This window comes from Arthrobacter sp. zg-Y844 (genome assembly GCF_024385465.1).
GTDB lineage: Bacteria > Actinomycetota > Actinomycetes > Actinomycetales > Micrococcaceae > Arthrobacter_B.
Genome location: NZ_JANFLS010000001.1, coordinates 354,756 through 369,515, shown reverse-complemented (window position 1 = coordinate 369,515; position 14,760 = coordinate 354,756). Strand labels below are relative to the sequence as shown.

Annotated in this window: 11 protein-coding genes; all 11 read left to right on the top strand. The window is 66.6% G+C overall.

Features of this window, described 5'->3' with window-relative positions:
- Positions 1 to 136 precede the first annotated feature (136 nt).
- The 11 genes from groES to NNX35_RS16145 all read left to right on the top strand — a co-directional run bounded on the left by groES (position 137) and on the right by NNX35_RS16145 (position 14,739).
- Positions 137 to 433: a co-chaperone GroES gene (groES, locus tag NNX35_RS01665; protein ID WP_146361179.1), complete on the top strand. Its 297-nt coding sequence runs from the start codon at positions 137 to 139 to the stop codon at positions 431 to 433.
- A 76-nt stretch (positions 434 to 509) separates the two neighbouring features.
- The gene (gene groL, locus NNX35_RS01660; protein ID WP_255764841.1) at positions 510 to 2,120 is read left to right on the top strand and encodes a chaperonin GroEL; all 1,611 of its coding nucleotides are present in this window, start codon (positions 510 to 512) and stop codon (positions 2,118 to 2,120) included.
- 213 nt (positions 2,121 to 2,333) lie between these two features.
- Entirely contained in the window at positions 2,334 to 3,851 is a 1,518-nt protein-coding gene (gene guaB, locus NNX35_RS01655; protein WP_227918618.1) for an IMP dehydrogenase, read from the top strand.
- A gap of 139 nt (positions 3,852 to 3,990) precedes the next feature.
- A complete protein-coding gene (locus NNX35_RS01650) occupies positions 3,991 to 5,130 on the top strand; it encodes a GuaB3 family IMP dehydrogenase-related protein (RefSeq protein WP_255764840.1) in 1,140 nt (379 codons plus the stop codon).
- Between the two features lie 64 nt (positions 5,131 to 5,194).
- On the top strand, positions 5,195 to 6,919 hold the full coding sequence (locus tag NNX35_RS01645; protein ID WP_255866818.1) for a glycerol-3-phosphate dehydrogenase/oxidase: 1,725 nt from the start codon (positions 5,195 to 5,197) through the stop codon (positions 6,917 to 6,919).
- Between the two features lie 102 nt (positions 6,920 to 7,021).
- Positions 7,022 to 7,498, top strand: a complete 477-nt coding sequence (locus NNX35_RS01640) for a PTS sugar transporter subunit IIA (RefSeq protein WP_255867297.1) — start codon at positions 7,022 to 7,024, stop codon at positions 7,496 to 7,498.
- 55 nt (positions 7,499 to 7,553) lie between these two features.
- A complete protein-coding gene (locus NNX35_RS01635) occupies positions 7,554 to 8,372 on the top strand; it encodes an SURF1 family protein (RefSeq protein WP_255866817.1) in 819 nt (272 codons plus the stop codon).
- Positions 8,369 to 8,785, top strand: coding sequence for a DUF3817 domain-containing protein (locus NNX35_RS01630; RefSeq protein ID WP_255764837.1), 417 nt, complete (start codon positions 8,369 to 8,371; stop codon positions 8,783 to 8,785). Before NNX35_RS01635 ends, NNX35_RS01630 begins: the two co-directional genes overlap by 4 nt.
- A gap of 83 nt (positions 8,786 to 8,868) precedes the next feature.
- On the top strand, positions 8,869 to 10,458 hold the full coding sequence (gene guaA, locus NNX35_RS01625) for a glutamine-hydrolyzing GMP synthase (protein ID WP_255764836.1): 1,590 nt from the start codon (positions 8,869 to 8,871) through the stop codon (positions 10,456 to 10,458).
- A gap of 147 nt (positions 10,459 to 10,605) precedes the next feature.
- Positions 10,606 to 14,451 (top strand): DUF4011 domain-containing protein, encoded by a 3,846-nt coding sequence (locus tag NNX35_RS01620; protein WP_308219721.1) that lies wholly within the window; start codon positions 10,606 to 10,608, stop codon positions 14,449 to 14,451.
- A 3-nt stretch (positions 14,452 to 14,454) separates the two neighbouring features.
- Positions 14,455 to 14,739, top strand: a complete 285-nt coding sequence (locus tag NNX35_RS16145) for a hypothetical protein (RefSeq protein ID WP_370646914.1) — start codon at positions 14,455 to 14,457, stop codon at positions 14,737 to 14,739.
- Positions 14,740 to 14,760: the final 21 nt, after the last annotated feature.

Below are 14,760 nucleotides of genomic sequence, written 5' to 3'. Positions count from 1 at the left end.
TGCATAAAGTCTGAGTTAGCACTCCGAACGTGAGGGTGCTAACTCCCGAAGGGAAAGCGCGAACCGGCACCGCGACGACGGCCAGCGCCAGACCAACGGCCCCATTCCGTTAGAAACTACGCAAAGGAGAGCCCGAGTGTCGGTCTCTATTAAGCCCCTTGAGGATCGTATTGTTGTCCGCCCCCTCGAAGCCGAGCAGACCACTGCTTCCGGCCTCGTTATCCCGGACACTGCAAAGGAAAAGCCCCAGGAGGGTGAAGTAGTTGCAGTTGGACCCGGCCGCGTTGATGACAACGGCAACCGCATCCCGGTTGACGTTGCCGAAGGCGACGTAGTCATTTACTCCAAGTACGGCGGAACCGAAGTCAAGCACGGCGGCCAGGAATACCTGGTGCTGTCCGCCCGCGACGTGCTGGCCGTCGTCGTAAAGTAGTTCCCCTGGAAAACCCCGGCCACGATTCTGGCCGGGGTTTTCTGATGCAGATGTAGTTGTCGGAAAGGACACACACATGGCAAAGCAGTTGGAGTTCAATGACTCCGCCCGCCGCTCGCTCGAAGCAGGCGTCGATAAGCTCGCCAACACGGTCAAGGTGACCCTCGGCCCGCGCGGCCGCAACGTCGTCCTGGCCAAGACCTGGGGCGCTCCCACCATCACCAACGACGGCGTTACGATTGCCCGCGAAATTGAGCTGGACGACCCGTACGAGAACCTCGGCGCACAGCTGGCCAAGGAAGTAGCCACCAAGACCAACGATGTTGCCGGCGACGGCACCACCACGGCCACCGTGCTGGCACAGGCCCTGGTCAAGGAAGGCCTGCGCAACGTTGCCGCCGGTGCTGCCCCCGGGCAGCTCAAGCGCGGCATAGAGGTATCCGTTGACGCGGTAGCCAAGCGCCTGCTGGAGAACGCCAAGGAAGTTGAAGGCAACCAGGTTGCCCACGTTGCGGCCATCTCCGCGCAGAGCACCGAGATCGGCGAGCTGCTGGCCCAGGCCTTCGACACTGTCGGCAAGGACGGCGTCATCACGATCGAGGAATCCTCCTCGACGCAGACCGAGCTGGCCATCACCGAGGGCATGCAGTTCGACAAGGGCTACCTCTCGCCGTACTTCGTGACCGACCCGGAGCGCCAGGAAGCCGTCCTCGAAGACGCGCTGATCCTGATCAACTCCGGCAAGATCTCCTCCGTCGCCGAGTTCCTGCCGCTGCTGGAAAAGGCGCTGCAGACCTCCAAGCCGCTGTTCATCATCGCCGAAGACGTAGACGGGGAAGCCCTGTCCACCCTGGTGGTCAACAAGATCCGCGGCACCCTGAACGTCGTCGCCGTCAAGGCTCCGGGCTTCGGTGACCGCCGCAAGGCAATGATGCAGGACATCGCGACCCTCACCGGCGCCCAGGTAGTCAGCCCCGACCTCGGCCTGAAGCTGGACCAGGTTGGCCTTGAGGTGTTGGGCTCCGCCCGCCGCATCACGGTTACCAAGGACAACACCACGATTGTTGACGGCACCGGCTCCGAAGCCGACGTCGCCGACCGCGTGGCACAGATCCGTGCCGAGATCGAGCGCACCGATTCGGACTGGGACCGCGAGAAGCTGCAGGAACGCCTCGCCAAGCTGTCCGGCGGCATCGGCGTCATCCGCGTCGGTGCAGCCACCGAGGTGGAGCTGAAGGAAAAGAAGCACCGCATCGAAGATGCCGTTTCCTCCACCCGTGCCGCACTCGAAGAGGGCATTGTGGCCGGCGGCGGTTCCGCACTGGTCCACGCTGCCCGCGCACTGGACACCGATCCGGAGGTGACGAAGCTGCAGGGCGACGCCGCCACCGCCGTCGGCCTGGTCCGCCGTGCACTGGCGCAGCCGCTGCGCTGGATCGCCGAGAACGCCGGTTCCGAAGGCATGGTCGTCGTTGCCAAGGTGGGCGAGCTGGAAATCAACAACGGCTTCAACGCCGCCACCGGTGAATACGAAGACCTGATTGCCGCCGGCATCATCGACCCGGTCAAGGTCACACGCTCGGCCCTGCGCAACGCCGCCTCGATCGCTTCGCTGGTGCTCACCACCGAAGCCCTCGTGGTGGAGAAGCCTGCCGAAGAGGACAACGACCACGGTCACCAGCACTAATCAGCCCTGATCCGCGCCTTACGTGCGGAAATCGGCCCAGGCCCCGCCCCCGGAACACGTTTCCGGGGGCGGGGCCTCGCTGTTTTCCGTGGCATCCCTCACAGGCAGCAGATACCTTCGGGACGGAATAGGGGCGGGACCGCTTTCGTTTTACGATAGGTACAGGCTAAATCGGGCCTTTTCCTTCCTCTCATCCCCGAAAGAGGCGCAGCTTTGAGTCAGCAGTACCCAGAACACGATCCGTTCGGCTTCGTCGGCCTGACCTACGACGACGTCCTCCTGCTGCCCGGCCCGACGGATGTAATTCCCTCTGAAGCCGACACCAGCTCCCGGCTGTCCAAGCGGATCACCGTGCAGACTCCGCTGCTTTCCGCCGCGATGGACACGGTCACCGAATCCCGCATGGCCATCGCGATGGCCCGGCAGGGCGGCCTCGGCGTGATCCACCGGAACCTTTCCATTGCCGACCAGGCGGAACACGTCGACCGGGTCAAGCGCAGCGAATCCGGCATGATCACCAACCCGGTGACGATTTCCCCCGACGCCACCCTGCAGGAACTCGACGACCTCTGTGCGCATTTCCGTGTTTCGGGCCTGCCGGTGGTGGATACCGAAAACACCCTGCTGGGCATTGTCACCAACCGCGACACCCGCTTCATTCCGCGTGCCGACTATCCGAGCCGCAAGGTCGAAGAAGTCATGACGCGCATGCCGCTCATCACCGGCCGGGTGGGCATCAGCGCCGCAGAGACAATGGAGCTGCTGGGCAAGAACCGGATCGAGAAGCTGCCGCTGGTGGACGACGCCGGCAAGCTGCAGGGATTGATCACGGTCAAGGACTTCGACAAGGCCGAGCAGTACCCGCTGGCCACCAAGGATGACGAGGGCCGCCTGCGCGTCGGTGCTGCCATCGGCTTCTTCGGCGACGGCTACGAGCGTGCCATGTCCATGGTCGAGGCCGGCGTCGACATCCTCGTGGTGGACACCGCCAACGGCCACAGTGCAGGCGTGCTGGAAATGATTGCCCGCCTGAAGAAGGACCCGGCAGCCGCGCACGTGGACATCATCGGCGGCCAGGCTGCCACCCGTGAAGGCGCCCAGGCCCTGATCGACGCCGGTGCCGACGCCGTCAAGGTAGGCGTGGGGCCGGGTTCCATCTGCACCACCCGTGTAGTTGCCGGAGTGGGCGTCCCGCAGATCACCGCCATTTACGAAGCCTCCAAGGCCGCCATTCCGGCGGGCGTCCCGCTGATCGCCGACGGCGGCCTGCAGTACTCGGGTGACATCGGCAAGGCCATCGTGGCCGGCGCCGACACCGTAATGCTGGGCGGCCTGCTTGCCGGCTCCGCGGAAAGCCCGGGCGACCTGGTCTTCGTCAACGGCAAGCAGTTCAAGTCCTACCGCGGCATGGGTTCGCTCGGGGCCATGCAGTCCCGGGGCAAGAACACCTCCTACTCCAAGGACCGCTACTTCCAGGCCGACGTCCCCAGCGACGAAAAGCTGATTCCGGAAGGCATCGAAGGCCAGGTGCCCTACCGCGGACCGCTTTCCGCCGTGGCGCACCAGCTGGTCGGCGGCCTGCGCCAGACCATGTTCTACACGGGTGCACGCACCATCGAAGAGCTGAAGGCCAAGGGCAAGTTTGTCCGGATCACCCCGGCCGGGCTGAAGGAATCCCACCCGCACGACATCATGATGACGGCCGAGGCGCCGAACTACGGGCGCCGCTGACCCGTCCTCCCTGCCAAGGGCAGCCCCTGCGCACTGCGCTGGAGCTGCCCTTGGGCTTTAAGGGCCTGTTCTGCACTCACGGCGGCCCGTTGCCGGCAGCTTTCGGGCCGGCGCCGCGCACTGGGATAACCTAGGGAGCGTGAGTAACGAGATAGAAATTGGCCGTGGCAAGCATGGGCGCAGAGCCTACTCCCTGGATGACGTGGCGATTGTGCCCTCGCGGCGCACCCGCGATCCCCAGGATGTTTCCATCAACTGGCAGATCGATGCCTACCAGTTCGAGATGCCGGTCATCGGCGCCCCGATGGACTCGGTGATGTCTCCGGCATCAGCCATTGCCCTCGGCAGGCTCGGCGGCCTCGGCGTGCTGAACCTTGAGGGCCTGTGGACCCGGTACGAGAATCCGGAACCGCTGCTGGACGAAATCGCCGCCCTCAGCAGCGACAACTTCAACCCCGCCGCCACCCGCCGCCTGCAGGAAATCTACAACGCACCGATCCAGGCCGAACTGATCAGCTCGCGCCTGGCCGAAATGCGCGACGCCGGCGTGACTGTTGCCGGCTCGCTCACCCCGCAGCGCACCCAGGAGTTCTACAAGACCGTCCTCGCCGCCGGCGTCGACGTCTTCGTCATCCGCGGCACCACCGTTTCCGCCGAGCACGTGTCCAAGACCGTGGAACCGCTGAACCTGAAGCAGTTCATCTACGAACTCGATGTTCCGGTGATCGTCGGCGGAGCCGCCGGCTACACCCCGGCCCTGCACCTGATGCGTACCGGCGCGGCCGGCGTCCTCGTCGGGTTCGGCGGCGGCGCGACCACCACCACCCGGCGTGCGCTGGGCATCCACGCGCCCATGGCCACGGCCATCTCCGACATCGCCGAGGCGCGCCGGGACTACATGGACGAGTCCGGCGGACGGTACGTGCACGTGATCGCCGACGGCGGCATGGGCACCAGCGGCGACATCATCAAGGCGTTCGCGATGGGCGCCGACGCCGTGATGCTCGGTTCCGCGCTGGCCCGTGCCGAAGAGGCACCGGGCCACGGCTGGCACTGGGGGCAGGAAGCACACCACAGCGAGCTGCCGCGCGGCGACAGGGTCCGCTTGGACACCGTGGGACCGCTCAAAGAGGTCCTTTGGGGGCCGTCCCACCACACCAACGGCACCTCCAACCTCATGGGTGCGCTGCGCCGGGCAATGGCCACCACCGGCTACTCGGACCTGAAAGCGTTCCAGCGCATCGAAGTGCTGGTGTCCCCCTACCAGTACAGCCTGTAAATCCCGGCGCCCAGCCCATAGAGTGGACGCAGCTACGGCAGGACCCTAGAGAGGAACCTGGACCATGACTGCAGACGCCCTGAGCCCCGAGTACCGGACAGAAGCCATGGACAAGCTCCGGGCAACCACCGCGCCGGGCAATGAGCTGGACATCCTGATCGTCGGCGGCGGCGTGGTGGGCGCCGGCGCCGCGCTGGACGCGGTGACGCGCGGGCTGAACGTAGGCATGGTGGAGGCCCGGGACTGGGCGTCGGGAACGTCATCGCGTTCCTCCAAGCTCATCCACGGCGGCCTGCGCTACCTGGAGATGCTCGATTTTGCGTTGGTCCAGGAGGCGTTGAAGGAGCGGGGGCTGCTGCTGCAGCGGATCGCCCCGCACCTGGTGAAGCCCGTGGCGTTCCTGTACCCGCTGACGAAGCGGTTCATCGAGCGGCCGTACGTGGGCGCCGGCATCTTCCTGTACGACACCATGGGCATGACCTCGGGGAACTCCCGCGGCGTGCCCATGCAGAAGCACCTGACCCGGCGCCAGACACTGCGGATGGCGCCGAGCCTGAAGGATGACGCGATGGTGGGGGCCATCCGCTACTACGACGGCCAGGTGGATGACGCCCGGTACGTGGCCAACATGGTCCGCACCGCCGCGCATTACGGCGCCGCAGTGGTGAACCGGCTCGCCGTCGTCGACTTCCTGCGCGAGGGCGAACGCGTGGTCGGGGCCCGCGTCCGCGACCAGGAAACCGGCAACGAGTTCGACATCGCGGCAAGCCAGGTGGTCAATGCCACCGGCGTCTGGACGGATGAAACCCAGGCCATGGTGACCGACCGCGGGCAGCTGAAGGTGCGCGCCTCCAAGGGCGTCCACCTGGTGGTTCCCAAGGACCGGATCCAGTCCACCGTCGGCATGATCCTGCGGACGGAAAAATCCGTGCTCTTCGTCATCCCGTGGGGGCGGCACTGGATCATCGGCACCACCGACACGGACTGGAACCTGGACAAGGCCCACCCGGCGGCCACCTCGGCGGACATCGACTACATCCTCGAGCACGTGAACCTGGTGCTGAAGACACCGCTGACCCGGGAGGACGTGGAAGGGGTCTACGCGGGGCTTCGGCCGCTGCTCGCCGGGGAAAACGATTCCACCGCCAAACTCTCGCGTGAACACGTGGTGGCCCACCCGGTACCGGGACTCGTGGTGGTTGCCGGCGGTAAATGGACCACCTACCGGGTCATGGCCAAGGACGCCGTGGATGAGGCAGCCCGGGCCCTGGACGAAAAGGTTCCCGAGAGCTGCACGCAGACCATCCCCCTCCTGGGCGCGGTGGGTTACAAGGCGGCCTGGAACCGCCGGCACCGCACCGCCGACGAGTACGGGGTGCACGTGGTGCGGGTGGAGCATCTGCTCAACCGCTACGGCTCCATGAGCGACGACCTGCTCGAGCTCATCAAGGCGGACCCGACGCTCGCGGAACCGCTGCCCGGCGCCGACGACTACCTGCGCGCGGAAGCCGTGTATGCCACCACGCACGAAGGCGCCCGGCACGTCGAGGACGTCCTCGCCCGGCGGACCCGGATCTCCATCGAAACCTTTGACCGGGGCGTCTCGGCCGCACCGGTGGTAGCCGAACTGATGGCGCCGCTGCTGGGCTGGGACCTTGAACGCGTGGAAAGCGAAGTCGCCCACTACCTTGCACGGGTCGACGCGGAACGCCGCAGCCAGGAACAGCCCGATGACAAGAGCGCCGACACCGCCCGCCTGGCGGCCGAGGACATAGCACCGCGCATCTAGTGCGGCACACGGACTAATGGAAATGCAGAAAGCCCCTTGAACGAACACCCGTCCCCGAACGCTGAACACCCCTCGGAACCGTCCCGGAACGAAGAACTCACCCTGAACGAAGCCGGGGCGGTGCTGACCGAACCCGGGACGGTGATCCTCGGCATGGAGGCGGCAGACCGGTACGACGCCGCCGCCCAGTTGGCCGAGCGGTTGTACCGTGCCGGCCGGATCAGCAACTTGGAGGGGTTCCTCGAACAGGTCAGCGCCAGGGAACACCAAATGGCCACCGGCCTGCCGGGCGGAATCGGACTCCCGCATGCCCGCAGCGAATTCGTGCACAAAACCTCCATCGCAGTGGGCATCACCCGCTACGGGCACAGCGTGGATTTCGGAGCAGCAGACGGACCGGCGACCGTGATCCTGCTCATTGCCACGCCGGCGGCTTCCTTCTCCCAGCACCTGGAAGTCCTTGCCACCCTGGCCCGGTCCCTGTTCCGCCCGTCCTTCCGGGATTCCCTGCGCCGGGCCAATGACGCAGAGGTGATTGCCGAGCTGATCAATTCGTCCCTGGTCTTTTTCGACCACTGAAGCGGCCGCACACCGGCATTGGGTTTTCTACAGCTTGACGAAGTACCGTTAACGAGTGCTCAAAACTGCCCTGCAGCCGCGCTGGATCGCCGGCCTGCTCTTTGCCCTCGTCATCTCGACGGTCTTCGTGCTGTTGAGCCAATGGCAGTTTTCCAGTGCCGAATCGGAGGAGACCGGCGAGCCCCGCGCCACCGAAGACGTCCGGCCGCTGACCGAGGCTTTCACCCCGGGTAAGCCGATGTATGAAACCGAAGCGGACCAGATGGTTTCCCTCACCGGGTCCTTTGACCCGGATCGGTCCGTCCTCGTTCAGGAGCGGCTCCAGGACGGCGAGATGGGCTACTGGGCGGTCACCGCCTTCAACGTCGACGGCGCACCCTCGGGCGAATTCATCCCGGTGGTCCGCGGCTGGGTCTCCGACCCGGAAGACGTCACGAAGGCCCCGGCCGGTCAGGCCGCCGTCGTCGGGCGCCTGCTGCCTTCCGAGGCCCCGCTGCCCGCGACGCCCGAGGACGGACGGGTTACCGCCCTCTCCACTGCCGAACTGATCAACCTCTGGGACGCCCCCGCCTACTCGGCGTTCGTCACGGCTTCGGAAATCACCGTCGACGGCGAGCCCGTGGACAACGGTGGCATGGAAACCGTGGAGGTGGGTGCCCAGCCCGAGGAAACCCCGGTCAACTGGCTCAACATCTTCTACGCCCTGGAATGGATCGTCTTCGCCGGCTTCTCCGTCTTCCTGTGGTGGCGCCTGGTCGCCGACGAGCACAACCGCAGCCTTGAGGACGACGAATATGAGGACGAGTACGACGACGACTACACCGACGCAACCGAACCCGACCACGATCATCCCAGCAGTGAGGTAACCAAGTGAACGAATCCGCAAGCACCGCCAAGGCACCGAGGAAAAAGAAGCGCCGGTTCGGCGGTACCCACGCCCAGATTCGTTCAGCCCTGAAGTTCTACAAGGTCTTTTCCTACGTGACCGGCGTGCTGCTGCTCGCCCTCGTCGTGGAGATGATCGCCAAGTACGGCTTTGACACGGAGATCATCGTCGGCAGCGTCAACCTCTCCATCGGCGTGCTCATCCTGCACGGCTGGATGTACGTGGTGTACCTGCTGTCCGACTTCCGGCTCTGGCAGCTGATGCGCTGGCCGTTCTCCAAGTTCATCCTGATTGCGCTCGGCGGCGTTGTGCCGTTCCTCTCCTTTGTGGTCGAAGGACGGATCCACAAACAGGTCCTGGCGGAGCTCGAAGCGCACCCTGAAGCGGCCAAGCGCTACTAGGGGAGAGGGTTCCGCCGGCCGCCCGCGTCCCGCGGAACCGGCCCGGTGTGCATGGCCGGGGGCGGGCCGACTATCCTTGAAACGTGACTAATCCCGCGACAGATCCCATTGAAGAGCGGCCCGTCCTTGTAGTGGACTACGGAGCGCAGTACGCCCAGTTGATTGCCCGCCGGGTGCGCGAAGCAGATGTCTACTCCGAGGTGGTTCCCCACACCTACAGCACCGAGCAGCTGCTCGCGAAGAACCCAGCTGCCATTATTCTCTCCGGCGGCCCCTCCAGCGTGTACGCCGAAGGCGCCCCCAAGGTTGACGCAGACCTGTTCGAATCCGGTGTTCCGGTCTTCGGCATCTGCTACGGCTTCCAGGCAATGGCTGCCGCCATGGGCGGCAAGGTCGCCAAGACGGGACTGCGGGAGTACGGTTCCACCGACGCACGCGTCATCGGCGGCGCCCGGTCCATCCTGGAAGGCACCCCGGACGAGCAGAACACCTGGATGAGCCACGGCGACAGCGTGCAGGAAGCCCCCGAGGGCTTCGACGTCCTGGCCAGCACCGCCGGCGCACCCGTCGCTGCCTTCGCCAACGAGGCAAAAGGCCTTTACGGCGTGCAGTGGCACCCCGAGGTCAAGCACTCCGCGCACGGCCAGGCCGTCCTGGAAAACTTCCTCTTCAAGGGCGCCAAGCTCGAACGCAGCTGGACCACCGGCAACATCGTCGAAGAGCAGGTTGCACGCATCCGCGCACAGGTAGGCAACTCGCGGGTTATCTGCGGCCTGTCCGGCGGCGTCGACTCCGCCGTAGCCGCCGCCCTGGTGCAGCGCGCCGTCGGGGACCAGCTGACCTGTGTCTTCGTGGACCACGGGCTGCTCCGCGAAGGCGAAGCAGAGCAGGTGGAACGCGATTTCGTGGCAGCCACCGGCGTTAACCTCTACGTCGCCAACGAGCAGGAACGCTTCCTGAGCGCCCTGGCCGGGGTCTCCGATCCCGAGACCAAGCGCAAGATCATCGGCCGCGAATTCATCCGCGCCTTCGAAGAAGCCGAGCGGGCCATCATGGCCCAGGCCGAAGCAGAGGGCGAGCCGATCCGCTTCCTGGTGCAGGGCACCCTGTACCCGGACGTTGTCGAGTCCGGCGGCGGTGAAGGCGCAGCCAACATCAAGAGCCACCACAACGTGGGCGGCCTGCCGGAGGACATGAAGTTCGAACTGGTGGAACCCCTGCGGGCGCTCTTCAAGGACGAGGTCCGTGCGGTCGGCGCCGAACTCGGCCTGCCGGCCGAGATCGTGGGCCGCCAGCCCTTCCCGGGCCCCGGGCTGGGCATCCGGATTGTCGGCGAGGTCACGCACGAGCGGCTGGAACTGCTGCGCCGGGCAGACGCCATCGCCCGCGCCGAACTGACCAGCGCAGGCCTCGACGACGAAGTGTGGCAGATGCCGGTAGTGCTCCTGGCTGATGTCCGCAGTGTCGGCGTCCAGGGCGACGGCCGTACCTACGGGCACCCCATCGTGCTTCGTCCGGTCTCCAGCGAAGACGCGATGACCGCTGATTGGTCGCGGCTACCGTACGATCTGCTGGCCCGCATTTCCAACCGCATCACCAACGAAGTGGACGGAATCAACCGCGTGGTGCTGGATGTAACCAGCAAGCCGCCGGGAACAATCGAGTGGGAATAGCGTAAAGGGGACCGAGGACGGCCGTTTCGGCCGTCCTCGGTTTTGTCCCCCGCGTTGCTATGTTCGGGAAACCCGCCCCGACGCGATAGTTTTGAAGGTATGCCAATTTGGTCGAGAACGCGCGGAAGTGCAGAAAAGAGGGCACTAGTGTCTGAGCAGAATACCGGGGAGAATCCCTCGGACTTCCTGCTGCCGTGGCTGGGACAATTGGGACAGCACGCCGGAACGGACACACTGCTCCATTTCACGCCGTCCGCCGCCAACAGCATCGACCTGACGCACGCGCATCCCTCCGGCCTGGCCCAGTTGCTCGCCGGCCGGCGTACCCGCCTGTCGACCCTGCTGCGGGACCCGGACCAGTACGGTGCCGCCATGAAGGCCGGCCGCCTGCTGCGCGCGAAGATCTACGAGCTGGGCACCGACCGCGGCATCGACGTCGGCTACATGGCTGCGGGAACCGCGTCCTGGCGCTATGCCTCGGATGAAGCACTGCGTCCCGAGTCACTGACGGCCCCCGTGCTGCTCACGCCCGTGGCGCTGACGGTCCACGCCTCACAGGATGACTATGAGCTGCAGCTGACCGAAAAGGCGGCGCTGAACCCCGCCCTGGTCCGCCACCTGCAGCATGAGCAGGGCCTGGACATCGACGTCGACGCGCTCACCCGCCTCGCCTACGGCACCGCCCGCTTTGATCCCCACCCCGTGCTGGAAAAGCTCCGCGCCGTCACCGGCAGCGTCCGCGGAATCAACATTGAACACCGCCTGCTGGTTTCCACCTTCGCCGACCTGTCCGACCTCAGCGAGGATCCGGCGCTGGACCCGGCCCATCCGATCCTCCGCGCACTGATCGACGCCGCCCGGGACGGCTCCACCGGTCCGGCCATCCCCGAACCGCTGGACCTGCCGGCCCTGGACGAGCGGGATCCCGCGGATGAGCTGCTCATCCTCGACGCCGACCGCCAGCAGCAGGAAGTCCTGGACCTGATCAACGCAGGCCAGTCGCTGGTAGTCTCCGCGCCGGCCGGTACGGGCCAGACCCAGACCGCGCTGAACGCCGTGGCGGCGCTGGCCAATGCCGGCAAATCCGTCCTGGTAGTGGCGGAACGGCGCAGCACCCTGAACCAGTTCGTCTCCGAGCTGGACGCGATGCAGCTTGGCTCCCTGGTCCTGCAGGCCAACGCCGGCCTCACCCAGCAGCAGTTGAAGGACCAGCTGGTCCGGGCCATCGTGCGCAACGAAAAGGCGCAGGCCCCGGAACTGGACAGCCTGCACAAGGTCCTGCTCGAAAACCGCCACCAGCTCCGCGACCACGTGAAGTCGCTGCACAACGTCCGCCGCCGCTGGGGATGCTCGCCCTACCAGGCCATGCAGTCCCTGGCCGAGCTGACCTCCATGAACCCGGCGCCGGCCACCACCGTCCGGCTCAAGCGGAGCGTCCTGGACAGCATCACCGACCGCACCGAACTCTCCGGCCGCCTGCGCCGGGCCGCCGAACTCGGCAGCTTCAGCCGGGCAGCTACCACCAGCCCGTGGTACGGAGCCAAGCTGCTCAACCGCAAGGAAACGGAAGAAGCGTACGCGCTGACCCAGACCCTTGCGGCGGACCTGCCGGCGCTGCGCGCCAAGGTCCAGGACGTGGCCGAGCATTCGGAAATCCGCCTCGGCGAAACATTTGCCCAGTGGGGCGAACAGCTGGAACTGCTGGTTGCCGTGCGCGAAAGCCTGGACAAGTTCACCCCGGACATTTTCGACCGCCCGGTGACGGACCTGATCTCGGCAACCGCGTCTTCGTCCTGGCGGCGGGAACGCGGCATCGATATGAGCTCCATGACCCGCTCCCGCCTGCGGCGCGTGGCCAAGGAATACGTCCGGCCCGGTGTGCATATTTCCGACCTGCACGCCTCCCTGGCAGAAGTCCAGCAGCAGCGTGCCGTCTGGACCCGCTACGCCACCACCCAGCGCCACCCCTCGGTGCCCACCGGCCTGGCCGAGATCAACCGTTCCTACCTGCTGGTCAAGCGCCAGCTGGATACCCTGACCGGCATCCTGGCCGAGACGCCGCTCCATCCTGACCTGGCATCCCTGCCGCTCGATGAACTTGAGAAGCAGCTCAGCCAGCTCGCGGGGGACCGGGAAACCCTGGAAACGCTGCCCGAACGGACCCTGCTGCTCGACGAGATGCGAGCCCAGGGCCTGGGCGAACTGCTGGATGACCTGAGCGCACGCGAAGTCCAGCCCCGCCACGTGGGTTACGAGCTGGAACTGGCATGGTGGCAGTCCGCCCTCGAAGCCATGATCAGCGGCGACGATTACCTTGCCATGTCCGACGGCAACAGCCTGCGCCGCCTGGAAGCGGAGTACCGGCTGGCGGACAACGCCCACATTGCCTCGGGCGCAGCCCGGCTGCGCTGGAGCCTTGCGTCGCGCTGGCGCTCGGGCGTCCAGGCCGCGAAGGGTGCTGCCGAAGACCTGCGCGAGCTGCTCAAGGACGGCGAGCTGTCCCTGGACAGCCTGGGCCTGCAGTCCGAGGAACTCGTGTCCTCGCTGCTGCCGGTGTGGGCTGCCAGCCCCCTGGTGCTGCCGATGGTACTGCCCGAACACCGCCGCTTCGACACCGTGGTCCTCCTTGATGCCGAGTCCACCAGCCTGCAGTCTGCCGTCCCGGCACTGGCACGCGCTTCGCAGGTTATCGCCTTCGGTGACAGCTGCCTGGGCGGGCCGCGGCCCTTCACGATCGGTGTTGAGCCGGCCGGAACAGCACCGCAGCACGTTGAGCTGCTCAGCGCCTTCGAAGCGCTGGAACGCGTCCTGCCCACGCGCTGCCTCTCCACCGTTTACCGCGGCACCGACAAGGCACTGCTGCGCCAGCTCAGCGAGTCCTTCTACGGCGGACGCCTTTCCATGGTCCCGAGTGCAGACGAGGTCACCACCGGCCACCGCGCACTCTCCGTGGAATACCTGCCGGACGGCACCGGCATGCCCAGCGCTGACCATGAGGGCGTGGAGAGTGTCGCGGCCGAGGTCAACCGCGTAGTTGACCTGGTCTTCGAACACATCCGCCGCCGCCCGCACCAGTCCCTCGGCGTCATCACCGCCAGCCCGCGCCACGCCGTGCGGGTGGCCGAGGCAATCCGTGTCCAGATGGCCAACTTCCCCTGGGCCGCGGACTTCTTCACGGCGAAGTCCGAGTCCTTCCGGGTCGTGCCGGTGGACCGCGCCGTGGGCATGGTCCGGGACTGCGTGATCTTCTCCCTCGGCTTCGGGCGTACCCCGCACGGGCGTGCCCTGCACAACTTCGGCCCGTTGTCGGCACCTGACGGACGCAAGAAATTCGTCACGGCCATGACCCGGGCCCGTTACAAGCAGCATGTGCTGACCTGCTTCCAGCCGGCAGACCTGGACCGCACGCGGCTGGGCTACGGCGCCCTGGACTTCTACGAACTCATCAAGCGGGAGCTCGATCCGGAAACCGCCAGGGAGGAAATCCCTGCTGCCGGAGGCATCATGGAGGAGGATCCGCTGGTCGCGGATCTGGTCGGCCGCCTGCGGGAACGCGGCGCGAAGGTCTGGGACCACTACGACGGCGCCATCGACATTGTCGCAGCGGCTCCCCATTCGGCCGGTCCGACCGGTACGCCGGCGCCGCTGGCCATCGAGTCCGACGGCACCGAACGCTACCGGGCGATGTCCGTGCGCGAACGCAGCCGGCTCCGGCCGCAGCTGCTTGAACGGCGCGGCTGGCGGTACATGCCGCTGTGGACCATTGAGGTCTTCAGCGACCCGTCCGCCTGCGCCGACCTGGTGAGCCGCTACCTCGAGCTGCCGGATCCTCCGGTCGGGCAGCAGCCCGTGCCCCGCAGCACGGTTACTCCCGAGGCAGGCACGGATGAGGCTGCCCGCCCGGCAGCCCAGGTCACGGTGACTCCGCACGGAAGCAGCCGGATGCGTGAACGGAGGTCGGGATCCGTCCCGGACAACGCAGCAGGAGAATGAGCGATGACTAAGGAACCCACAGGGAAGGCCGCGGCGGAGGAAACCGCCGCGGCCTCGGGGACCGGCACAACGGCAGCAGCGGGCGAACGCCAGTCCACGGATGGCAGCACCAGCGGCAGCAGCGGAACCCGCAGGCGCGGAAACCGCCGGGCGGTTTCGCCCGGGCCCGGCGGGCCGGCCGGGCTGCTGCCCGTCGTCGCCAAGGAAGATGATCCCCGGGCCTGGGGCGACAGCACGGAAGACAGCGAATCCTGGCTCCGGGAGCAGCGGCCTCCGCACTGGGGGTAAGCGGCCGGCCCGCCCGGCCGC

Bases quoted from the DNA above. Each gene is read 5' to 3' on its own strand.
- NNX35_RS01645 (WP_255866818.1), top strand. From the start codon at position 5,195: ATGACTGCAGACGCCCTGAGCCCCGAGTACCGGACAGAAGCCATGGAC.
- NNX35_RS16145 (WP_370646914.1), top strand. From the start codon at position 14,455: ATGACTAAGGAACCCACAGGGAAGGCCGCGGCGGAGGAAACCGCCGCG.
- groL (WP_255764841.1), top strand. From the start codon at position 510: ATGGCAAAGCAGTTGGAGTTCAATGACTCCGCCCGCCGCTCGCTCGAA.